The following is a 22,250-nucleotide window of genomic DNA, read 5'->3' as shown; positions in this document are numbered from 1 at the left end:
TTACTTATACAACTCGAAATGCGATAATTAATAAGTCTTATGATTATTTCTTAAATATTTAAATTTCAAAGTGAATCGTTATATGTATTCACTCAAAAAATCATTTTAACACGAATGTTAAGTGAATGTTATAAATTTCTATTTTCATAAAGATGACAAATTGTAAGTTTTCACTTACAATTACTAAGTGTTAATTAAAGAGGAGTGTCAAATTAAATGTTTGAAGCTATTATTTATAATATTTCTGTTACAGTAGCAGGTATCTATTTATTTCATCGCTTACAGTATTCAGAAAATAAAAACATGGTGTTTTCTAAAGAATATGTTACTGTTTTAATGACCATAGTAGCACTTTTATTATCTGCATATCCCGTACCATTATTTAACCAATATACGCTTTACTTAACCTTCATACCTATACTCTTCTTAGGTAGATATACAAACATGTTTTACACTGTGCTTTCAGCATTAATCGTAGGGTTAGTAAACGTTCTAATTGGTGACTATACGATTATTGCAGCTATGATACTCATCGTTATCGCTGTGATTGTTGGTGCTGTCGGCCCATTTTTAAAACAAAACGACATTATTTCACTACAAATTCTTAATGCGATTACACTTGTTATTTTCTTTATCTTATCACTCATAAGTCCGTATTACGAAATTACAGAGGTATTATTCCTAATACCTATATCATTTATATTAATGATTACTTCGTCAATTACATTTGTAGATATTTGGTATTTTTTCTCTTTAGTAAATCGTTATGAAAATGAAGATAAGTTTGATTATTTAACAGGTTTAGGTAACGTTAAAGAATTCGACAGACACCTTAATGAAACGACAAGCATCGCTGAGAAAAATAACCAAAGTATTGGACTGTTGCTCATCGATATCGATGGCTTTAAAGATGTAAATGATAAATTTTCGCATCAATCTGGTGATGCCGTACTAAGACAAGTTGCACAACTTCTTAAAAATTATGTACCGCAAGAATTTAGTATTTATCGTAATGGTGGCGAGGAATTCTCTATTGTTTTATACGACTATACTTTAGATCAATGTGTTAAATTAAGCGAGAGTATTCGTGGTGGTGTAGAACAATCGACTTTCCATTTGCCTAATAAAGAGGTTATTAAGTTATCTGTTTCAATAGGTGTTGGCTATTTAACAGCAGATGATTATAAATCACAACGTAAAGTGTTTAAAATCGCAGATGATATGTTGCATATGGCTAAAAATGAAGGCCGTAATCAAGTGATGTTCAACCCTATTGTTAAACTATAAATCCCTTTAAAACATATTTATAGTTGTGTCTATATGAGCTCAGTCCATAAACCTATTGTTAAACATAACTTGGGAGTTGTTCTATCTTAAAATAACTTCCTAGTACCTCACAACATGATTTATACTAATCAAAAGACAAACACTCATCAGAAGTTGTTTGTCTTTTTTTGATAGACTTAAATCCCTATCAAATCAACTTTTAATACGAAATACATCTCTAACTTGAACAACCGTTATGAATTAAACTATCATTTACTTCATATACTAAAAACTTTAAGTTTTTTATATTTAGAATTCATCAAATCATTATGACAAGCAGTGTTAATCTAATGAAGTAGCTACTAACTTTAATATCTTTAGCTAAAACTTTCAATTCTATAAACTGTTATAGTTATACAATTGAGTTTGTTACAATATATAATGGAATATAAAAAAATGATGATGGCGTATGAATTGCTATTGAAAGTTTCAATTGTACAATGTAAACTTTCAATTGTTCTAAAATTTTTCAGGGGGTGCAAAGCTATGTCAGATTCAATTACGATTATTGATGAGGATAAAGTCATTGATGTCGTGCTTATTGCAGGAAGAATTTTACTTGAAAGTGGCGCTGAAACATACCGTGTTGAAGACACGATGACACGTATAGCTGCGAGTTTTGGTTTAGATGATACATATAGCTTTGTGACATCTACTGCAATTATTTTCTCACTAAATAACCGTACTAATACACGGCTTGTCAGAATTCGCGAACGTACAACAGACTTAGAAAAAATTGCTTTGACTAACAGTCTCTCACGAAAAATTTCTAATAATGAGCTTAATATAGATCAAGCAAAATCTGAATTGGTACATTTGCATCACGCTTCTTTACAATATTCATCCATAACTAATTTCTTGGCAGCACCGATTGCATGTGGCTTTTTCCTATTCATGTTTGGTGGAATCATCCAAGACTTTATTTTCGCTATCATTGCTGGCGCGGGTGCTTTTTTAACCTTTAATTATGTACAACGTTACATACAGATTAAATTCTTTTCTGAGTTCATTAGTGCAACAGTGGTTATCATGATAGCCTCTGCTTTCACCAAAATAGGTTGGGCCCATAATCAAGATATTATAACCATTGCTGGTGTAATGCCTCTTGTACCTGGTATTTTGATTACTAACGCTATACGTGATTTGATGGCTGGAGAATTACTTGCTGGTATGTCACGTGGTGTTGAAGCGGCGTTAACTTCATTTGCTATTGGTGCTGGTGTTGCTATAGTTTTATTAATATTTTAAAGAAGGAGTGCTAACATCATGGCCATTGTATATTATTTTTCACAATTTATAATTAGCTTTCTTGCAACAATGCTATTTTCAATTCTGTTCAATGCACCAAGACGCCTCCTTTTAGCATGTGGTTTTGTAGGCGCAATGGGCTGGATAATCTATAAGTTGACCTTTGATGGTGATTTAGGTAAAGTGCTAGCATCTTTTCTAGGTAGTTTTATCTTAGGATTAATGAGTCACGTCATGAGTAGACGATACAAACGGCCTGTAATCATCTTCATTGTACCTGGTATTATTCCACTTGTACCAGGTGGCTTAGCATATGAAGCGACACGATTTTTAGTAAGTAATGAATACACACACGCTGTTAATACATTTTTAGAAGTAACTCTAATTTCAGGAGCAATTGCTTTTGGTATTTTATGTGCAGAGATTATTTATTATATCTATACACGGATAAAACAACATTATGGTAAAATGAATGGCAAAACTTATAAAAAATCTTACAATATGAACAATAGAGCTTAACTTTAAGGGGTGTTTTTATGAAACAAGACATAATTGAAAGACTGACAAGATACGTAACTATTGACACACAATCCGATCCAGAATCTAATACGACACCATCTACAGAGAAACAGTGGGATTTATTAAACTTGTTAAATGATGAATTGACTGACTTTGGATTAGAGACGGACATCGATGAACAAGGCTACTTATTTGCAACATTAGAAAGCAATGCGGATGCTGATCTACCGACTGTTGGTTTTTTAGCACACGTCGATACATCACCAGACTTCAACGCTACGAATGTCAATCCACAAATAATTAAATCTTATGATGGCAAACCGATTCAACTTGGAGATACGAGTCGCGTTTTAAGTCAAGATGTTTTTCCAAACATGAAAAACGTTGAAGGCCACACACTTATGGTTACAGATGGAACATCATTATTGGGCGCTGATGATAAAGCTGGTGTAGTTGAAATTATGGAAGCTTTAAAATACCTAACTTCACATCCTGAAATAAAACATGGGCGTATACGTGTTGCATTTACGCCAGATGAAGAAATCGGTAGAGGTCCTCATGAATTTGATGTCGAACGCTTTAACGCTGACTTTGCGTACACGATGGATGGTAGTGAATATGGAGAATTACAATATGAAAGCTTTAATGCTGCTGAAGCGATCGTAACTTGTCACGGAGTCAACGTACATCCAGGTTCAGCAAAAGACGCTATGATTAATGCTGTATTATTAGGTCAGCAATTTAATTCATTACTTCCACCAAACGAAGTCCCTGAAAGAACTGAAGGTTATGAAGGTTTTTATCATTTGATGAAAATGAATGGTGACGTTGAAAAAACAACACTTCATTATATTGTTCGCGATCATGACAGTAATCAATTTGACTTGCGTAAAAAACGTTTAGTCGAAATTAAAAATGATATCAATACGCATTTTGAAGACAATCCTATTGAAATTGAAATCAATGATCAATATTATAATATGGGTGAAAAAATTTCGGCAAATCCACATGTTATTGACATACCAAAACGTGTTTTTGCTAAATTAAATATCCCAGCCAATACCGCCCCAATTCGTGGAGGTACAGATGGTTCACAACTCTCTTATATGGGGTTACCTACGCCAAATATCTTTACTGGCTGTGATAATTTCCATGGTCCTTTTGAATACGCATCTATTGATGTAATGGAGAAAGCTATTAAAGTCATTATCGGCATTACTGAAGAAGTCGTACAAACTTATCAAAAATAATTATATATGTATTAAAATAGGTTCCAAGACATTTTCATATGTCTCGGAACCTTAATTTTTATCATGCTTAACAACATATTCTCACTAAAGGATAGCAACATAACGGATGCAGTTACTAAAAACTATTTATCATAATAATAATTTGAAACGCCATTCAAAAAGAAAACTAGCGACGCACTTTAATCCTGAATCTATTTGTTTATATCAAATTGCGTTTTTAATAACTTAATCGCTTGAACAGTGTAATGCCTGATTTGAATTCCCATTTTAAAATCAGTAAAACTTTCTGGCATTTCAATAAATGTATTAAACATTGCGGTAACACCTATAGATTCAAACAAATCAAACTTATCATCAGTGGCACAAATTGCTATTGAAGGCTTATTATATTTTGTAGCTAATTCTGCTAAGCGTAAGGTTGTTGTTTCAAGAATTTGATCTTCTTCATTTATACCTTCACCAAAAATGATTAAATCTGCTTGCTCAATCAATGCATCTAAATGTGTGATTTGATCTACGAGTTCATGGCTAGTCATGATTTCTGCATTATAGAGCGCATTTAATACTGCAGCGATACCACCACCAGCGCCACCTCTTTGCACTGGCCCAAGCACAAGTCTTAGTTCACTTTTGAACATTTCACTTAAGTACCAAATCAAGTTATCAATTTCAGCAGCATTGCTACGTGTTATCCCATAAGCCTCATAAGTCTGCATAATCTCACTATTTTTACCATAAATTTTACTATCAAAATCTGACATTAATTGAAAACGTACGTTATTTAATTTTGGATGTAATCCGGAAATATCAATTTTACGTATATATTTCAATTTATGGCTACCTTGTCGTAAGTCAATTTCCTGCGCTTCGTCATCGTAAAACTTAGCACCCAATGCTTGTAACATACCAGCGCCTCCATCAAAGCTACCCATACCACCAAGGGAAATAACAATATGCGTCGCGTCGTTCTCTAAAGCACCTAATATAACTTCTCCCAAACCATAACTTGTACGTTCATTAATTGGCTTTTGACCTTTTAAAAACAGATTACCTTCAATCACAGTCATACCACTATCTGTGATGCCATATACAGCTTCTACTTCTTCCATATCAGCATCATGTGTCAACATTCTATATTTAGTACCTGACTGCCAAAGAAAGACAGAATCCATAAGCTCATGGCGTCCATTAAATAAAGGTACTTGCACTATGTCTGCTTTTTCAATTTGGCTAGCTACCGCTTCTTCAACATAACGATTCGCTTGATAGCTGGAAATAATCCCATTAAATTCATCCATCGCAACTAAAACTTTCATTTTTGTCACCTCTAGTATTTTTATTTTAAAAATTTTAATTGATAAAAGTAAAAAATTGGATATATGATTACTTTTCAATTTTATACACCCGAATATATGAACACCACATACTTTACCTGTATATGTGCAACAATAAAATCGTAGTCTACATTTCTTATTCAATTATTTATTATACATGCCAGAAGAAAATTTTTCACATTATAAGAAACGCTTGTTAAACACCTACCTCATTGATAAGCGCTTAACAAGCGTTTGAATCTGTATTTTATTGTAGTTTATTCTTCAGCGCTTGCTAAAGTCGAAACATTAATGTCTTCATGACTCGCATTCCAAATTGCTTGTCCCTCAACAAAATAAAATGCTTGTGGTGATTCATGTTTTACACTAGTTTTTTCTTCTATATAATCAGATAATTCACGTTCTTGTTGTACAATTAAATAATAACCATCCATATCTCTTTCATATAAAAATTTGTTGAATTGGTCAATTGCATTTGCTGAAATCGGGCATGTTTCGCTATGTTTCAGTACAAATACATATTTATTTTCATTAATAATTTGCTCAAACTGGTCAATCGAACTCAGCTTTATAGCCATTCTATTCACCTCTAAAAATATTTAACACACATTGATTTTTCAAAAAGTGTGAAATTTACACGATATACTCGCATCATTGTTTCCAATTATACACAACTCTCTTTTTGTTGTTAACTGTTTATTTTAAATTTTATAACTTTAGTAAAAAATCTTTTTAATTAAAGTCTTCTTTCACATTATTATATTCTTTGTCAAAATCAGCGTCAAACTCCTCTAAATCTTCACCCTTCTTAGGTAAATCTTTAGCATTGATTTTGTCTAATTGTTCGCTAATATCTATCGTCTCTTTTCGAGTTTCATAATAATTTTGTAAGCTGTAATACATTTCTATGGCATTTTTACGAGCATCATTGACATAATTATTTGTTATTGCTGTTTGATTCAAATCTTTAATTTGCTTATCAATTAAAGGCATAATTTGTGTTTCTATAGACTGTTTTACTTTTGTAGCATCCGTTGAGTTCGCTTCTTTTTCAGCTGTGTTTTTCAACTCTTTATTATTTTGCTCTAATTTATGTTTAAAATTATTTACATCAGTTGTCGAACCAGCGTCACTTGCTTTTTGTATATGTGCTTCAACCTGGGATCTATTTTTTTCAAATAACTTAGTATAATCTAAGATATCTTCGTTTGCCTTAACTGCTTGATTGCACAAATCTATGAAGTTTTTTAAGTTATTAATAGCTGCTTTTTTATCTTCCACTGACTTTAAATATGTTGATTTTAATTCTTTAGTTTCTTCAGAATCAGCAGGTAGTTTTTTCGCTGACGCTTCATAATTATCTAGCTTAGGAATCAATTTACTATTTACTTTATTTTGCAACTCGTTAAATTCTTTTTTATTTTTATCTGTCATATCTGTCTTGCTTAGATCATCTAAACGCTTTAAATGAATATCATCTATGACTTTTTTTAGTTCATTCTCCTTAGTTTTTACGTCATTAAGCGTACTATCAAAGTCTTTAAATTCGGTAGCTCCTTCATTGCCACATGCGCTTAGTGTAATTGAAAAGCAAAACAATAAAACAATGCAAATTATTTTTTTCATTTCTGCACTCCTTATCAATCAGTATTATACAGAAACTTATTTAACTTGAAAATGATATATGATATATTGTTTCAGAATTTACAGTTTAACAGTTCTATCAAAACATTGAAAGGCGTGGACAACCTACATGTATTCTCATATCCAACCATTAATAACAGAAGATCATAACAACATTTATCGACAACGATACCAAGAACTAAGCGACATCCTCTTTAACTTACTTGATACACCTGTTAAATCAACACATCATATCGGTGGAACTTCACACTTTAACTATCCTACCGAGCCTATTCTAGATATATTAGTGGGTGTAAATAATTTACACGACATTACATCCCTAGATGAAAAACGTTTGAATTATGAGGGATTCTACCGCTTGCACCATCCATATAAGAAAAAAGTGGTTATGGCACAATTTAATAACTTAATTGAATTGAAACAAGTCACTCGTTTACATATCATACAAAAGGACTCGAAACTTTATAATGATTATTTGCAAACAAATTTTTCACTCAGTAAAAAGAGCCCCTTAGTCACGACATTTGGCCAAGCAAAACAATCTGCTTCAACTACTGCTATAAATATCCGCGACTATGAAAATAAGAAGCAACAGCTGTTTGACAATTTCATAAAACATTTAAGTGATGGCTTGAAAGATACTGATTTGTAATTAAATATGCTTAAACACTTATATGAATATATCAAAATGATTAAAATAGGTATTTATAACTTGCACATGTAATTTAAGTCACTTTAACTAAAATCTTGTTTCTACATGAAATCCTTAAATGTATCAATTAAAGTTTTAAAAAATAATGAATATTATCCTAAGATTTTAGCCAAGCGCACAAATCATTGGTATAATAAATAAATGAATTCAACAAGAAAGGATGTTCTATAGTTGCATAAAGATAACATCTTAAAGGAATTAAAAGCAATTGTACCATCAGAAATTATTAAAATTGATGAGCCCTTAAAAAAGTATACTTATACGCAGACTGGTGGTAAGGCTGATTATTATCTTTCCCCTACCAAAAATGAACATGTTCAAGCCATCGTTCACTATGCCTATACTAAAGATATTCCTGTAACCTATTTAGGAAATGGTTCTAATATTATTATTCGCGAAGGTGGTATTCGTGGAATTGTTATTAGCTTACTTTCACTTGATTATATCGATGTATCAGATGATGCAATCATTTCTGGTAGTGGCGCAGCAATCATAGATGTTTCGCGCACTGCAAGAGACCATGCCCTAACAGGACTTGAATTTGCATGCGGTATACCTGGCTCGATTGGCGGCGCTGTATTTATGAATGCAGGTGCTTATGGTGGAGAAGTAAAAGATTGTATAGATTATGCCCTTTGTTTAAATGATAAAGGCGATTTGATTACGTTAACGAATAAAGAATTGGAATTAGATTATCGTAATAGTATTGTGCAACAAAAACACTTAGTGGTCTTAGAAGCTGCATTTACACTTGCACCTGGTAATCTAGAAGAAATACAAGCGACTATGGATGATCTAACTGAGAGAAGAGAAACAAAACAGCCATTAGAGTACCCATCATGTGGTAGTGTTTTCCAACGTCCACCGGGCCATTTCGCGGGTAAATTAATTCAAGACTCTGATTTACAAGGTCATCGTATTGGCGGAGTTGAAGTATCTAAAAAGCATGCTGGCTTTATGGTGAATGTTGATAAAGGTACGGCTACTGATTACGAAGATTTAATTCACTACGTTCAAGAAGTTGTAAAAGAAAAATTTGACGTTGATCTCCATCCAGAAGTGAGAATCATTGGAGACCATCCTGTTGATTAATAGGAGTAAAGACTATGATTAATGTATACGGTTCTACAGTAGATAATGAATCTCGGTGTACACATTATCAAACACCATTAGACATCATTGCGATTAAATTCAAATGTTGTAACAAATACTATCCTTGCTACAAATGTCACAATAAACATGAAAACCATAGCATACAGCGATGGAATTCAGATGAATTTAATGAAAAGGCAATTTTATGTGGCGTTTGCCATCATGAAATGACCGTAAATGATTATATGATGATTGAAGCTTGTCCTGAGTGTGATGCACATTTTAACAATCGTTGTAAGTATCACTATCATTTATATTTTTCAGTTTAATTAACTATTTAAAAATACGTGTCACATCATTTTTGATTAAACAGAAGATGTAACACGTATTTTTTATACTTACTTGTTATATTTGGATAATATTAAAACAACACCTTCACAAAAGTTGAAGGTGTTGTTTATTTTAAGTATTAGTATTTATGTACCAAACTATTTCATTTGTTATAACTTTATTTATTAATTCAAAATTTCACACTTTGATCGTATGACGATTTTTCAGATAGGCTATTAATGATCTATTTTATCACTAACAAATTGAACGAAAGTCTCTACATCACCTTTTTGAATATCCTTCATAGGCATTGGTCCAATATTAAATTTAAAATTAATCTTTTCACCATCATAGTCAATTGATTCTATTTCATTATACGCGATACTTCTATAATAAAATTCCCCGTTCATATCCACATTTAAAATAACTCTTTCGCTTGTGGCTATAAAAGCACCTTCAAATTCTGAAGAACCTTGTACAGAATATTCTATCGTCCCTAATACATTAGGTCCTTTTTTCTCAGTTGGATATAAATCATTTGGATTAACATTATCTAATATCATGTATCTCAATCCCCCTACATTCGATGTTTTAATTTTTACAAGTTGATGTTAGAGGTTTATTTTCTAAAAATCAACTTGTATTCTTTATGTGATTATAACATTACTAACTTAAAGTTTAATAATATATTGATTTATTCAAAATCAATATAACATGTATATCCAATCATTATTTATAATATTATATATGTGTTGTAACTTAATAATTCTACTATTTCTTAATCAGCTATAAGACTGGCTTCGCACATAAAAAAAGAGAGCCTAGTATGCTCCAGACTCTCGATTCAGATGTTTCCCCACAAATAACATCTTTAACTTTATTTTTCTAATGCCTTCTCAACTTCTTCAATTTGTTTAATTGCTGTTGTTGTAGAACCACTTGCAAAGTACCAAAGTTTAGGATCTAACTCATACACTTTGTTATCTTTAATTGCATCCACGTCTTTAATCACATCATTACCTAATGCATTTTTAGCTGTTGATTTACCACCAATTGCTTGTCCACGGTCCATTGCAAAGATAATACTTGGATTTTTCTCTGCTACGTATTCATTAGTGACATTTTGACCATGTTTACTATTTTTAATATTATCATCAGCTGGCGTGAAGCCCATTGTGTCGAATATCATTGCACCGAAACGTTCTCCTGCTCCGAATGTTGATAATTCACCTTCATTTACTAATAAGAATAAAGCTTTGTTATCTTTTAAATCTTTTGTTTTATCTTTGATACCAGCAATTTTATCATCTAATTTTTTAGTTAGTGATTTTGCTTTGTCTTCTTTATCATAAATTTTACCTAAAATTTCAGTATTCTTTTTCAATGAATTTACTTCATCTTTATCGTCAACACCAACGTAAACTACTTTTGCATCTGGTGCAGCTTTTTTAAATTCATCTAGATTTTTTTGATTCGCTGTTCGTCCAGAAATATAGATAACTTCTGGTTTAGCTTCTGCAACTTTATCGAAATTAACTTCTTTTAGACTTCCAGTATTCAAATATTTTTCATCTTTGAAATCACTTAAGAAATCTGGCAATGATTTATTGCCTTCACCTTTAGGAAGTGCTTTAACTTTATCTTCAAGTCCCATTTCTTTCATTGTATCTAAAGTACCATAATCAAAGACAACTGCATTTTTGGGATTTTTAGGAACTTCTACAGTTTCTTTAACAGCTTTAGCATCACTACCATCGCGTTTTTCACCACTTGCTTGATAGTTATTTTCAACCTTTACTGTTTTATCTGAACTTTCACCCTTTGAATCAGCATCTGAATTCTTTTTGTCATCTGATCCACCATTGCTACATGCTACTAATAAAAACATTAAACCTACTACTAATAATATACTTAATTTTTTCATGTGCTTAACTCCTCCTGTATTTCTAAATGGTGCACTCCTTTTTTATGTCCCTAAAAGTTAACAACGTTACAGTTGCATCACTCCCCTCAAAGTCAACATTAATTACATTGAATGTGCCAATGCTAAATCTTGATGCGCTGTTAACTCATCGTAATAAACACATATACGTTGCCCACGAATTTCTTCAATCCTAACATCCATATCGTATAGCGTTTTTAATACATCTGTTTGTATAACATCATTTTTTGTACTGGCTTTTACAAGTTGACCGTCTTTTAATGCGATGATGTCATCAGAATAGCAAGACGCAAAGTTAATATCATGAATCACAACGACTATCGTTTTATTCAAATCTTGCGCGAGCCTACGTAGTGTTTGCATAATCTGAACTGAATGTTTCATATCAAGATTATTCAATGGCTCATCTAATAATATGTATTCAGTGTCTTGAGCAATCGTCATAGCTACATAAGCTCGTTGGCGTTGCCCTCCAGAAAGTGTTTTTAAATAACGATCTCTTATTTCATTTAATTGTAATAAGTCTAATGCGTATTCAACTTGATCTCTATCTTCTTGTTTTAATCGACCTTTTGAATGTGGAAAACGTCCAAATTTCACAAGTTCTTCAACAGTAATATTTAATTCTGTATGGTTGGATTGTTTTAAAATTGCTAATTTTTTAGCTAACTCATTACTTTTGTAATCCCTAATTAACTTTCCTTCAATTTCAATCGTACCTGATTCAAAGTCAATCAACCTTGTTATAGCTGACAAAAGTGTACTCTTCCCTGCACCATTTGGACCTATCATAGTTGTCAATTTTCCTTTGTTGATTTCAACGTTTATATTTTGCAAAATTGCTTTATCTTGTATCGTCTTATTAAGACCTTGAACTTTGATCAATGCGCATGTCTCCTTTTTATTAACAGATAAATGAAGTAACTTCCACCAACTAAATCAATGATAATGCTAACTTGCGTAGTTGCTTCAAAGAAATTTTCAACGACTGCTTGGGCTAGAATTAAACTTAACCAACTAATACAAATCGTTGCTGGCAAAATATACTTATGTTTATATGTTTTCATTAATTCATGTGCTAAATTGACTGTTAGTAAACCTAAGAATGTGATAGGTCCAACTAAAGCTGTTGAAATTGATACCAACACAGACACTAAAATTAATAATAATCGCGTTAAAGTTTTATATGATATCCCTAAGTTAATCGCTTGGTCTCGACCTAATAACAGCACGTCTAAATATGGTATTGCGTATACAGTAATCAGGATAAGAACAATAAGTATAATGCCACATAAGGTTACGAGCTTACTATTGGAAGCATCAAAATTTGCAAACATTGCGCTTTGGACCGCTAAAAAATCTTCTGGATTTATAATTAGTTCTAAAAAGCCTGTAATACTTCTAAAGAAAGTTCCTAAAATGATACCAACCAGTAATATAAAATACACTGATACATCACCAATTCTAAAAATACCTTGGAATAGTAGTAACGAAAATCCAATCATAACTATTAAAGAAATTAAAAAGCTTAAATATAAATCTGTAACAAATACTGATTGTACACCGAATACGAATATAATTAGTACTTTTACAAACATATAAATCGCATCTAATCCCATTATAGAAGGCGTTAGTAATCTATTGGTCGTAATCGCTTGGAAAATAACTACAGATGCTGCTATTGCACCACCTACTAAAACCATAAGTATGAGCTTTCTCAAACGACTAGTAAATTGATATCGGAATATTTCAAAATCAATACCTACTAGAAGGTAAACCGCTGCTACTATGACCGTACAAGAAATTAATATGTACATTTTTGTTTTAGCGCTAATTTGCATAGTTATGTCTTCCTTTCATTAGCAAGATTAAGAAAATAATAGTGCCAAAGACACCAATTGTTAAGCCGATATTAATCTCATATGGATAAACAATCAGTCTGCCGATAATGTCTGAAAACATAACAAAAATTGCACCTAACATTGCTGTATGCGGTAAAGCATTTTTCAAATGATCTCCTCTAAAAATCGATACAATATTTGGGACAATAAGCCCTAAAAAAGGTAATGTTCCTACGGTAACAACTACTAAAGCTGTAATCGTGGCTGTGATAAATAAGCCAATGTTAATAATTCTTTCGTAGTTAACACCTAAATTATTACTGAAATCTTTTCCCATTCCTGCGATTGTAAAATGATTCGCAAAAATATATGTAAATATTAGTAACGGTATACTTAAGTATAAAATTTCATACCTTCCACTCGTAATAATGGCAAAATTACCATTTAACCAGTTACCGATACTTTGAACTGTATTCGTTCTAAGTGCTATAAAAGTTGAAAAACTCGAAACAATACCACCGAGCATGATTCCTAACAGCGGAATAAAAATAACATCGGTAAAACGAATATATTGAACTAATTTTACAAATAAAAAAGTACCTGCAATACTCAAAACTACTGCAAAAACTAATTTAATCATGATATTTTCTTGAGGGAAAAATATCATTGATATTAAGATGCCTAGTTTTGCCCATTCCATAGTCCCAGCTGTAGTTGGACTCACAAATTTATTTTGCATCATTTGTTGCATGATCAAGCCAGCGAGTGCTAGCGTACTACCTGATATTAATATACTAACAGTCCTTGGAATTCTACTTGAGACTATAATATTCATTTGCTCTTTAGAAAGTGTGAAAATGTCAGTAATTGAAACCTTACTCACACCTATAAAAAGAGAAAGGATAGTAAGTAATGATAAAATGATAGCTAAAACAATACCATTTAAAAAGAATTTCATAATGATATACCTCTAATCCTTTCATAATTGCGAATTATTCATGATGTTAACCATTGGTTATGATAATCATTATCAGTGGTTATAATAAAATTTTACCATTTTTAAACGTAAATTCAATAGCAATCAGTGATTTAAATAAAAGTATTTAATTGTATACTATATACAAAAAATATTCAGTTTACTATCTATCAATTATTTCTTGCTGAAATATTAATGTATCTTTTTCATTGATTTCTTCCTGAAATATTTGTCTCTAGCTACTAATATCATATAAAAATAAGCCTTCTAAAAGTTTAACTTTTAGAAGCTTATTGATTATATAATTAACATTAATACACTAAAACTAATCTTATATTTATAAATTTGGTTTAATCTTCGAAAATAAAGTCTTCGTCTTTTAACGCTTCAACGTTTAAAGCTAATGTATAACCATCACCTTTTACAGAGAAGAAGTCATGGTTTTTAGTAGTAGTGTCTAAAGCATTTTCTATAATTGGATTAAATTCACGTTCTTCGAAATATGGATCGAATCCTAAATTAGACAACGCTTTGTTACCATTATACCTAACATAATTAAGTACATCTTCAGATAAACCAATATCATCATAAAGTGAATGTGTATAAGCAACTTCATTTCTATATAAATCTTCTAATAATTTATACATTTCTTGATCTGCTTGTTGTTTCTCACTTTCTGAAAGTTCATTACGTAAACTTTGTGCATCCATACCAGTAAACACACCATGAATAGATTCATCTAATAATATCTTACGGATGATTTCTCCAGATGTAGTCATTCTACCTTGTCCTGCAAGATATAATGGGTAATAGAAACCAGAATAGAATAAAAATGTTTCTAAGAATACGCTTGATACGCGCGCCATATATTGATCAAAAAACGAAGCTTCTTTGCCCCATAATTTATGATAATTATTAACTATTTTATCTGATTTATATTTCAAATGTGGTTCTTCAATAACCCATTTGTCTAATAAATAGTTTGTTTCACTAGAAGGTAGTAATGTTGTAAAAATATGCGAATAACTTTTAGCGTGGATTTGTTCCATCATAGCCATAAATGAATAAACGGCTTTCTTACGCAAATCTGTCGTGTGTAACATGATCAGTGGCATACCATCGTCTGCTTGATGAGTATCTAAACCTGTTAATCCTGCTAAAGCTTTTTTGAATGTTTCTTTTTCGGGTTCAGATAATGTTTTCCAGCTTGCAATATCTTTAGATACCTTAAATTCTGTTTCTACCCACATTTGAGAAATGTTTTGTCGCCAAAACATATTGGTCATGTCTTCTTGTGTATTCCAATTGACTGCTTTCATTTAGATAATGTCCCCTATCTAGTAAAAATTTAATTAAAGCAGTGATTTACAGCCTAATCTGATTCTTAGATTAGACTGCTTTTATATAATCACTTAACTCGACTCTTATTGCTTATTTATATTGAACAACTTGTACATTCTTCAACACTCAATAATTTATTTCTAGTGTAGTATAAAGATTTTAATCCTTTATGATGTGCATATACATAAAGTCTAGATAATTCACGTGTAGAAATTTCGGAATTTACATATAAAATTGTAGAAATACCTTGATCCACGTGAGTTTGAATAGTTGAGATTAAATCTATTAATTTCATTTGATCTGTATTAAATGCAGATTTATAGTACCACATTGTCTCTGGTGATAAGAATGGCATTGGATAGAATGTTTCTGCATTACCGTAAGTACGGCGCTCAATTTGGTCAACGATTGGCATAACTGAACTAGTTGCATTTTGTACATATGAAATACTTTGCGTTGGTGCAATAGCTAAACGATATGCATGGAATAAACCATGTGCTTCTACTTCTTTTTGTAAAGCTTTCCAATCTTCAGCTGTTGGAACTTCAAAACCTTCAAATAATTTACGAACTTTTTCATATTTTGCTTCAAAATTTTGAGTTGTATAGAATTCGAAGTACTTGCCGTTTGCGTAATCAGATTTTTCGAAGTCTTTGTATACTTCTTGTCTTTCTTTAGCAATTTCCATTGAACGTTCAATAGAATAATAGTTCATCATCATGAAGAAAATATTAGCGAAATCTTTCGCTTCTTCAGATTCATAACCAATTTTATTTTTAGCTAAGTAGCCATGTAGATTCATTACACCTAATCCTACTGAATGTAACTCTCTATTAGCTTTTCTAACGCCAGGTGCATTTTGAATATCCGCTTCATCACTAACAACCGTTAAAGCGTCCATACCTGTGTGTACTGAGTCTTTGAATTTACCTGATTCCATTACATTAACAATATTTAATGAACCTAGATTACATGAGATGTCACGTTTAATTTCATCTTCAGTGCCATAATCATTGATAATAGAAGTCTCTTGTAATTGGAAGATTTCAGTACATAAGTTGCTCATTTTAATTTGTCCGATATCAGAGTTAGCATGCACTTTGTTTGCATTATCTTTAAACATTAAATATGGGTAACCTGATTGTAATTGTGTTTGTGCAATCATATTTAACATTTCACGTGCATCTTTTTTCTTTTTATCAACATTCGGGTTAGCAACAAGTTCATCGTAATATTCATCTAAGTTAATATCATCTAAAGTAACACCGTATTCTTTATAAACTGTATGCGGTGCAAACATATGGAAATCTTTGCCTTCTTTTGCAAGATCGAAGAACTTAGATGGCACAATTAACCCTGTTGAAATTGTAGACAAACGTAAATCTTCATCAGCGTTTACTTTTTTCGTATCTAAAAACTCTTCAACATCGTAGTGGAAAATATTTAAATAAACCGCGCCCGCACCAGGACGTTGTCCAAGTTGATCTGCATAGCTAAAGCCGCCTTCAAGTGATTTTGCAACTGGAAGTACACCTTTGGCAACGCCTTTTATACCTTTAATCGCTTCACCACGCGCGCGTAATTTAGATAAATTAATAGCAACACCGCCACCAATTTTACTTAATTGCTTAGCTGTTGAATCAATGAAATTAATTGAATTCAAACTGTCATCTGTTTCAAGCAAGAAACAAGATACGAGCTCACCACGACGAGCACGACCGGCATTTAAGAATGTAGGTGTTGCTGGTTGGTAACGTTGTTCAACCATTGCTGAAATAAATTGTTTAGCTGTCGCTTTATGTCCATTTGCTAGATATAATGCAACGATTGCTACGTGTTGCTTATAGTCTTCTAAATACTGACTTTTATCATTTGTTTTTAAAGCATAATCTTTGAAAAACTTACTTGCAGACATGTAACTCGCAAATTCAAATGGAATGCTTTTAGCGTAATCTGTTATTTCTACTAAATCTTCTTCTGAGTATTTTGCAAATAAGTCAAAATAGAAATCATTATCAACGAGATAGCGAAGGCGTTCGATTTCAGTATCAAAGTATATCGTCTTATCTTCTATTTCCTCTAAATAAACTGCCAATGCTTCTTGATCCTTTTCTAAATTGAAAAAGCCATTATCTTTACGTTTAGTAACCTCGTTATTTAACTCAATATGATTGTATTTCTTCTCGTCCATAATCTTCATTGAAATGCCCCACCTTATCTTTAAATTCGCTAATATCATTTTGTGTTCCTTGTACTTCAAATTTCATTAATAAAGGAACTTGATATTTTTCTGAGATAGACCGTCCAGCTTTCGCAAAGTTTTGACCCCAATTGCGATTTCCGCTTGCTGCAACGCCTTTTAATAAATTTTTATTTACATCTAAAAATGACTGAACTGGTTGTGGTACTTCGCCAAATCCTATCGTTCCAGTGACCAATATGAATGGTTCTTCGATTTTCTCAGAACAATTACTTTGTGTAATTTCCATCACATTCGTAAGCTCAGTTTTTTTGATAAATCTGCGCACATTGCCGGAAAATGAAAAATAGACAACCTTCATTGGACCACCTTCTTTCTTATATTTAACTCATATTTTATTAATGAAAAATCACAAGTAAAAAAATTGAACTATTACAATTCTCACTTAATAAATAAATACTCGTATTAACTTTTGGAGTAAACCACTATATATAGTAAACTTGTTATCTATATATTGGTATGTAAAAAATCATTAATTAAGTATTTATGCTTGATTTGTCATTATTAAACGCTCTCAATAGTGTTATTTTACTTAAAATTTGGTTTATTATAAATAAAGTGACAACGTGTATAAAACACAATATATTGTGTTTCGTCCCGACTATCAATACTATATTATGTGTTTCATTATACATAATTCAGAACCTTATTTAAAGACCTTTGTTTTTGACAAAATCTTGAAAATCAGAGATAAATGGCACCAATTCAACTTTAAACTGATGTTTTTGATTACAAAAAAATTTTTTTCTAAATTTAAGGTTTTTTCATTTGCTTTTTTTGAAAAGCATGTAACGCTTGATTTACCGTGGTTTAGGCATTAACGCCCATCCTGTTGTTTACAACATAAATTACACAAGCTATAAATTTCATTTAGATAAGTTATAGGTTACAGTATAAAAACAAGAACGTTTGTTCTCTTTTTTATAATCATAATATAGTTACTTCATACTTTCAAGGATATATACATATTCTAGAAAAATATGCTAATATAAATACGTTAAAAACTAACAATTGAGGCGATACATGTGAATCCTAAAGTTAAGGGTATCATTGCCATACTTATTTCAGCAGTTGGTTTTAGCTTTATGTCTGTTTTCTTCAGACTAGCTGGTGACTTACCAGTATTCCAAAAGTCACTTGCTCGAAATTTAGTAGCAATGTTTATACCAATGTATTTTATTTTCAAATATAAACAACCTCTATTTGGTAAACTCAGCAGTCAGCCCCTGTTGATTTCACGTTCAACATTAGGTTTGATTGGTGTTTTGCTAAATATTTATGCAATAGATCATATGATTCTAAGTGATGCTGATACTTTAATGAAGTTAAACCCATTTTGGACTATCTTACTTAGTTTAATATTTTTAAATGAAAAGGTTCGTAATTATCAATTTATAGCTATGATTGTAGCGATAGCAGGAATGTTATTTGTAGTGAAACCAGAGTTTTCTTCATCTATGTTTCCAGCTATAGCCGGTTTATTATCTGGCATATTTGCAGCAAGTGCTTATACTTGTGTCAGAGCACTTAGTACACGCGAAGCACCCTATACAATTGTGTTTTACTTTTCATTCTTTTCCATTATAGTTCTAATACCATTTACTATATTTACATTTGAGCCAATGACAATGACTCAGGTATGGTATTTAATCGGTGCTGGTTTATCAGCTGCCGCAGGTCAAATTGGTATTACGCTTGCTTATAGCTACGCACCTGCTAAAGATATTTCCATCTTTACTTACGCATCTATTATCTTTACCGCGTTATTTGGCTTTATCTTATTTGGGGAATCGCCCGACTTTTATGCAGTGCTTGGCTATATGATTATCATTGCATCTAGTTACTATATGTTTGAAAAGGCTAGAAGACAACCTACTACTGTTCAAAAAGCAGAACAAAAACCATAAATTTAAAGGAGTTTTTTAATTATGAGCGAAGGACGTAACACAGAAGATTTACAAGATATTACTCTACTTGGCAATCAAAATAATAAATATGAATTTGATTATGACCCAGCTGTCTTAGAATCCTTTGACAACAAACACCCAGGACGTGACTACTTTGTAAAATTCAACTGTCCAGAATTCACATCACTTTGTCCAATTACAGGTCAACCTGATTTTGCGACAATTTATATTTCTTATATACCAAATGTAAAAATGGTTGAGTCAAAATCATTAAAACTATACTTATTTAGTTTTAGAAATCATGGTGATTTCCATGAAGATTGTATGAATATCATTATGAATGATTTAATCGAATTGATGGACCCTCACTATATTGAAGTTTGGGGCAAATTCACACCTCGTGGCGGTATTTCAATCGATCCTTATACAAATTATGGTCGCCCAGATTCTAAATATGAAAAAATGGCAGAACATCGTTTAATGAATCACGATTTATATCCTGAAAAAATAGATAACCGTTAGTATCCTATTTCCATAAACTATCAAAGAAGATTGCCTAATTTACATCTTTGATAGTTTATTTTTTATACTTTTTTATCATTAATTAACTGATTATTCATTAAATTTTGTACTTTTCATATATACGCTTGTTATTTTTTTGAAAACGGTATAAAATAAATCCAACCGTTTAAGGGGAGGGAATTTATGAAAAAGATTGATTACACACACGAAGAAATAATGAAAAGTATTCCAAATAAAGGTTTCTTCGGACATCCAAAAGGACTAAGCACACTTTTCTTCACTGAATTTTGGGAGAGATTCAGTTACTATGGTATGAAAGCCATTTTGATTTTTTATCTATACTATAGCGTAGCTGAAGGTGGTTTCGGATTAAGCCAAGCCGTCGCGATGCAAATCGTTGCAATATACGGTACCTTAATCTACATGTCGGGCGTGATTGGCGGTTGGATTGCTGATAGGATTACTGGTACTCAAAATGCCGTCTTCTATGGTGGTATCCTCATCATGATTGGTCATTTATTGCTATCATTACCAAATAATTTAACATTAGTCATGGTTGCATTAGCTGTCATCATTGCAGGTACGGGTTTGTTAAAACCAAACATCTCAACTACAGTTGGTGAATTATATGACCGTAATGATGTGCGCCGAGACTCTGCATTCACATTATTTTATATGGGAATTAACTTAGGTAGTTTACTTGCACCGTTATTAACTGGTTTCTTACAAACTAGAATTAGTTTCCACGCAGGTTTCTTAGCTGCTGCAATCGGTATGTTCTGTGGTTTAGTTGTCTATGCGATTAAACGTAAGAAAAACTTAGGTTTTGCTGGACGTAACGTCCCAAATCCATTAACAAGACCAGAAATTAAGAAATTCGGTTTTATATCTGGTGGTTTCATCTTATTATTCTTAGTTTATTTATTAGTTTTACATTTATTCAATGCACTGACGCTTGAAAACTTCAGTTTCTTAATTACTATTTTAGGTATCGTATTACCTATTTACATCTTTATTAACATGATTGTAAGTAAAGATGTAACTAAAGATGAGCGTTCGCGTGTATATAGTTACGTACCACTGTACATAACATCTGTAGCTTTTTGGATGATTCAAGAACAAGGATCAACAATTTTAGCAACATTTGCAGATAAAAAAACACAATTAGAAATGTCAGTCCTTACCAATGGATTATTCGACTTTACAATTCCAGCAGCTTGGGCACAATCATTAAATCCAATATTCATTGTTATTCTAGCACCGGTATTTGCAACGTTGTGGATGAAATTAGGCAAACACAACCCGCCTACTGTATATAAATTTGCATTTGGTGCAATTATTGCCGGTCTATCATATTTAGTAATGATTATTCCGTTAGCTACTGGTAATGAGTTAATTAACCCATTATGGCTTGTACTAAGTTTCTTATTGATAACAATTGGTGAACTTTGTATCTCACCTGTTGGTTTATCAACAACTACAAAATTAGCACCAATTACATTCACAGCACGTATGATGAGCTTATGGATGCTTAGTAACGCAACTGCACAAGGACTGAACGCACAACTCGTTGTTGTCTATACTAAGATGGATCAAAGTGATTACTTTATGTATTCAGGTCTTCTTGCAGTAGTCATTGGTGTATTATTATTACTCATTTCACCAAAAGTTAAACGCGCAATGAAAGGTGTTTATTAATTAAATTTATTGAACAGATGTTTAGGAGAAATAACTTTATATTTATGGTTTAACTACGCTCCTTTCGTCTATACTATACATGATTAGAAGCCCGAGACATTTATGTCTCGGGCTTTTTTGTCTTATCATTAGTTCTGACTACCTTTAAAAGTAGTTGATTTTAAATATGCCTGCCTTATATCTCTATCCACTAACACATTGCTAATCCATACACATATGCACTTTACAGACTTCATCTCTCCCCCCTTTTATCATGAACATACTATTCTCAACTAAAATCCAGCACAAGAATTTCCATTTTATACATT

21 protein-coding genes are annotated in these 22,250 nt (G+C 31.9%); 10 read left to right on the top strand and 11 right to left on the bottom strand.

All coding sequences use genetic code 11. The features are described 5' to 3' along the window. The first annotated feature begins 216 nt into the window (after positions 1–216). From gdpS to pepT, 4 genes are all read left to right on the top strand, one after another. A complete protein-coding gene (gene gdpS, locus BTM19_RS07925; protein WP_029377679.1) occupies positions 217–1,287 on the top strand; it encodes a GGDEF domain-containing protein GdpS in 1,071 nt (356 codons plus the stop codon). 525 nt (positions 1,288–1,812) lie between these two features. Further along, positions 1,813–2,574, top strand: coding sequence for a threonine/serine exporter family protein (locus tag BTM19_RS07920; RefSeq protein WP_029377680.1), 762 nt, complete (start codon positions 1,813–1,815; stop codon positions 2,572–2,574). 18 nt (positions 2,575–2,592) lie between these two features. Continuing rightward, complete coding sequence (locus BTM19_RS07915; protein WP_228064924.1) at positions 2,593–3,093, top strand: threonine/serine exporter family protein; 501 nt, start codon at positions 2,593–2,595, stop codon at positions 3,091–3,093. 17 nt (positions 3,094–3,110) lie between these two features. Beyond that, complete coding sequence (pepT, locus tag BTM19_RS07910; protein ID WP_029377682.1) at positions 3,111–4,343, top strand: peptidase T; 1,233 nt, start codon at positions 3,111–3,113, stop codon at positions 4,341–4,343. A 191-nt stretch (positions 4,344–4,534) separates the two neighbouring features. Here pepT and BTM19_RS07905 read toward each other — a convergent pair whose 3' ends face one another. The 3 genes from BTM19_RS07905 to BTM19_RS07895 all read right to left on the bottom strand — a co-directional run bounded on the left by BTM19_RS07905 (position 4,535) and on the right by BTM19_RS07895 (position 7,303). Then, positions 4,535–5,659: a glycerate kinase gene (locus BTM19_RS07905; protein ID WP_029377683.1), complete on the bottom strand. Its 1,125-nt coding sequence runs from the start codon at positions 5,657–5,659 to the stop codon at positions 4,535–4,537. Positions 5,660–5,934: 275 nt separating this feature from the next. After that, a complete protein-coding gene (gene ytxJ, locus BTM19_RS07900) occupies positions 5,935–6,255 on the bottom strand; it encodes a bacillithiol system redox-active protein YtxJ (RefSeq protein ID WP_029377684.1) in 321 nt (106 codons plus the stop codon). 154 nt (positions 6,256–6,409) lie between these two features. Next, entirely contained in the window at positions 6,410–7,303 is an 894-nt protein-coding gene (locus BTM19_RS07895) for an EMYY motif lipoprotein (protein ID WP_029377685.1), read from the bottom strand. Positions 7,304–7,430: 127 nt separating this feature from the next. Between BTM19_RS07895 and BTM19_RS07890 the strand changes: the two genes are divergently transcribed. The 3 genes from BTM19_RS07890 (at position 7,431) to BTM19_RS07880 (ending at position 9,454) form a co-directional block, all read left to right on the top strand. Next, positions 7,431–7,973 carry a GrpB family protein gene (locus BTM19_RS07890; protein WP_029377686.1) on the top strand — a complete coding sequence of 181 codons (543 nt, stop codon included), beginning with the start codon at positions 7,431–7,433 and terminating at the stop codon, positions 7,971–7,973. Between the two features lie 231 nt (positions 7,974–8,204). Continuing rightward, positions 8,205–9,125 (top strand): UDP-N-acetylmuramate dehydrogenase, encoded by a 921-nt coding sequence (gene murB / locus BTM19_RS07885; protein ID WP_029377687.1) that lies wholly within the window; start codon positions 8,205–8,207, stop codon positions 9,123–9,125. A gap of 14 nt (positions 9,126–9,139) precedes the next feature. After that, complete coding sequence (locus BTM19_RS07880) at positions 9,140–9,454, top strand: CHY zinc finger protein (protein WP_099265804.1); 315 nt, start codon at positions 9,140–9,142, stop codon at positions 9,452–9,454. Positions 9,455–9,691: 237 nt separating this feature from the next. Here the strand turns inward: BTM19_RS07880 and BTM19_RS07875 are convergent, their stop codons facing one another. From BTM19_RS07875 to nrdI, 8 genes are all read right to left on the bottom strand, one after another. Then, positions 9,692–10,018, bottom strand: coding sequence for a PH domain-containing protein (locus BTM19_RS07875; RefSeq protein WP_029377689.1), 327 nt, complete (start codon positions 10,016–10,018; stop codon positions 9,692–9,694). A 314-nt stretch (positions 10,019–10,332) separates the two neighbouring features. After that, positions 10,333–11,379 carry a ferrated catecholamine ABC transporter substrate-binding lipoprotein SstD gene (locus BTM19_RS07870; RefSeq protein WP_029377690.1) on the bottom strand — a complete coding sequence of 349 codons (1,047 nt, stop codon included), beginning with the start codon at positions 11,377–11,379 and terminating at the stop codon, positions 10,333–10,335. A 102-nt stretch (positions 11,380–11,481) separates the two neighbouring features. Further along, positions 11,482–12,282 carry an iron ABC transporter ATP-binding protein gene (locus tag BTM19_RS07865; RefSeq protein WP_029377691.1) on the bottom strand — a complete coding sequence of 267 codons (801 nt, stop codon included), beginning with the start codon at positions 12,280–12,282 and terminating at the stop codon, positions 11,482–11,484. Continuing rightward, positions 12,279–13,238 carry an iron chelate uptake ABC transporter family permease subunit gene (locus BTM19_RS07860; RefSeq protein WP_029377692.1) on the bottom strand — a complete coding sequence of 320 codons (960 nt, stop codon included), beginning with the start codon at positions 13,236–13,238 and terminating at the stop codon, positions 12,279–12,281. Before BTM19_RS07860 ends, BTM19_RS07865 begins: the two co-directional genes overlap by 4 nt. Next, a complete protein-coding gene (locus BTM19_RS07855; protein WP_029377693.1) occupies positions 13,228–14,196 on the bottom strand; it encodes an ABC transporter permease in 969 nt (322 codons plus the stop codon). Before BTM19_RS07855 ends, BTM19_RS07860 begins: the two co-directional genes overlap by 11 nt. Before the next feature lie 368 nt (positions 14,197–14,564). Next, positions 14,565–15,533: a class 1b ribonucleoside-diphosphate reductase subunit beta gene (gene nrdF / locus BTM19_RS07850; RefSeq protein ID WP_029377694.1), complete on the bottom strand. Its 969-nt coding sequence runs from the start codon at positions 15,531–15,533 to the stop codon at positions 14,565–14,567. Positions 15,534–15,649: 116 nt separating this feature from the next. Then, positions 15,650–17,755 (bottom strand): class 1b ribonucleoside-diphosphate reductase subunit alpha, encoded by a 2,106-nt coding sequence (nrdE, locus tag BTM19_RS07845; protein WP_029377695.1) that lies wholly within the window; start codon positions 17,753–17,755, stop codon positions 15,650–15,652. Continuing rightward, entirely contained in the window at positions 17,718–18,116 is a 399-nt protein-coding gene (gene nrdI / locus BTM19_RS07840) for a class Ib ribonucleoside-diphosphate reductase assembly flavoprotein NrdI (RefSeq protein WP_017722526.1), read from the bottom strand. Before nrdI ends, nrdE begins: the two co-directional genes overlap by 38 nt. Positions 18,117–18,840: 724 nt before the next feature. Here nrdI and BTM19_RS07835 point away from each other — a divergent pair. The 3 genes from BTM19_RS07835 to BTM19_RS07825 all read left to right on the top strand — a co-directional run bounded on the left by BTM19_RS07835 (position 18,841) and on the right by BTM19_RS07825 (position 21,942). Beyond that, positions 18,841–19,722 (top strand): DMT family transporter, encoded by an 882-nt coding sequence (locus BTM19_RS07835; RefSeq protein WP_029377696.1) that lies wholly within the window; start codon positions 18,841–18,843, stop codon positions 19,720–19,722. 21 nt (positions 19,723–19,743) lie between these two features. Beyond that, positions 19,744–20,244 (top strand): preQ(1) synthase, encoded by a 501-nt coding sequence (queF, locus tag BTM19_RS07830; protein WP_029377697.1) that lies wholly within the window; start codon positions 19,744–19,746, stop codon positions 20,242–20,244. 183 nt (positions 20,245–20,427) lie between these two features. Then, on the top strand, positions 20,428–21,942 hold the full coding sequence (locus tag BTM19_RS07825; RefSeq protein ID WP_029377698.1) for a peptide MFS transporter: 1,515 nt from the start codon (positions 20,428–20,430) through the stop codon (positions 21,940–21,942). The last annotated feature ends 308 nt before the right edge of the window (positions 21,943–22,250 follow it).

Source organism: Staphylococcus xylosus, assembly GCF_002732165.1.
GTDB classification, from domain to species: Bacteria; Bacillota; Bacilli; order Staphylococcales; family Staphylococcaceae; genus Staphylococcus; species Staphylococcus xylosus.
This window is presented reverse-complemented; position numbering and strand designations above follow the sequence as displayed.

Excerpts from the sequence above, each read along its gene's own strand:
- gdpS (WP_029377679.1), top strand. The coding sequence starts at position 217 with ATGTTTGAAGCTATTATTTATAATATTTCTGTTACAGTAGCAGGTATC.
- BTM19_RS07920 (WP_029377680.1), top strand. The coding sequence starts at position 1,813 with ATGTCAGATTCAATTACGATTATTGATGAGGATAAAGTCATTGATGTC.
- BTM19_RS07915 (WP_228064924.1), top strand. The coding sequence starts at position 2,593 with ATGGCCATTGTATATTATTTTTCACAATTTATAATTAGCTTTCTTGCA.
- pepT (WP_029377682.1), top strand. The coding sequence starts at position 3,111 with ATGAAACAAGACATAATTGAAAGACTGACAAGATACGTAACTATTGAC.
- BTM19_RS07905 (WP_029377683.1), bottom strand. The coding sequence starts at position 5,659 with ATGAAAGTTTTAGTTGCGATGGATGAATTTAATGGGATTATTTCCAGC.
- ytxJ (WP_029377684.1), bottom strand. The coding sequence starts at position 6,255 with ATGGCTATAAAGCTGAGTTCGATTGACCAGTTTGAGCAAATTATTAAT.
- BTM19_RS07895 (WP_029377685.1), bottom strand. The coding sequence starts at position 7,303 with ATGAAAAAAATAATTTGCATTGTTTTATTGTTTTGCTTTTCAATTACA.
- BTM19_RS07890 (WP_029377686.1), top strand. The coding sequence starts at position 7,431 with ATGTATTCTCATATCCAACCATTAATAACAGAAGATCATAACAACATT.
- BTM19_RS07880 (WP_099265804.1), top strand. The coding sequence starts at position 9,140 with ATGATTAATGTATACGGTTCTACAGTAGATAATGAATCTCGGTGTACA.
- BTM19_RS07875 (WP_029377689.1), bottom strand. The coding sequence starts at position 10,018 with ATGATATTAGATAATGTTAATCCAAATGATTTATATCCAACTGAGAAA.
- BTM19_RS07870 (WP_029377690.1), bottom strand. The coding sequence starts at position 11,379 with ATGAAAAAATTAAGTATATTATTAGTAGTAGGTTTAATGTTTTTATTA.
- BTM19_RS07860 (WP_029377692.1), bottom strand. The coding sequence starts at position 13,238 with ATGCAAATTAGCGCTAAAACAAAAATGTACATATTAATTTCTTGTACG.
- BTM19_RS07855 (WP_029377693.1), bottom strand. The coding sequence starts at position 14,196 with ATGAAATTCTTTTTAAATGGTATTGTTTTAGCTATCATTTTATCATTA.
- nrdF (WP_029377694.1), bottom strand. The coding sequence starts at position 15,533 with ATGAAAGCAGTCAATTGGAATACACAAGAAGACATGACCAATATGTTT.
- nrdE (WP_029377695.1), bottom strand. The coding sequence starts at position 17,755 with ATGAAGATTATGGACGAGAAGAAATACAATCATATTGAGTTAAATAAC.
- nrdI (WP_017722526.1), bottom strand. The coding sequence starts at position 18,116 with ATGAAGGTTGTCTATTTTTCATTTTCCGGCAATGTGCGCAGATTTATC.
- queF (WP_029377697.1), top strand. The coding sequence starts at position 19,744 with ATGAGCGAAGGACGTAACACAGAAGATTTACAAGATATTACTCTACTT.
- BTM19_RS07825 (WP_029377698.1), top strand. The coding sequence starts at position 20,428 with ATGAAAAAGATTGATTACACACACGAAGAAATAATGAAAAGTATTCCA.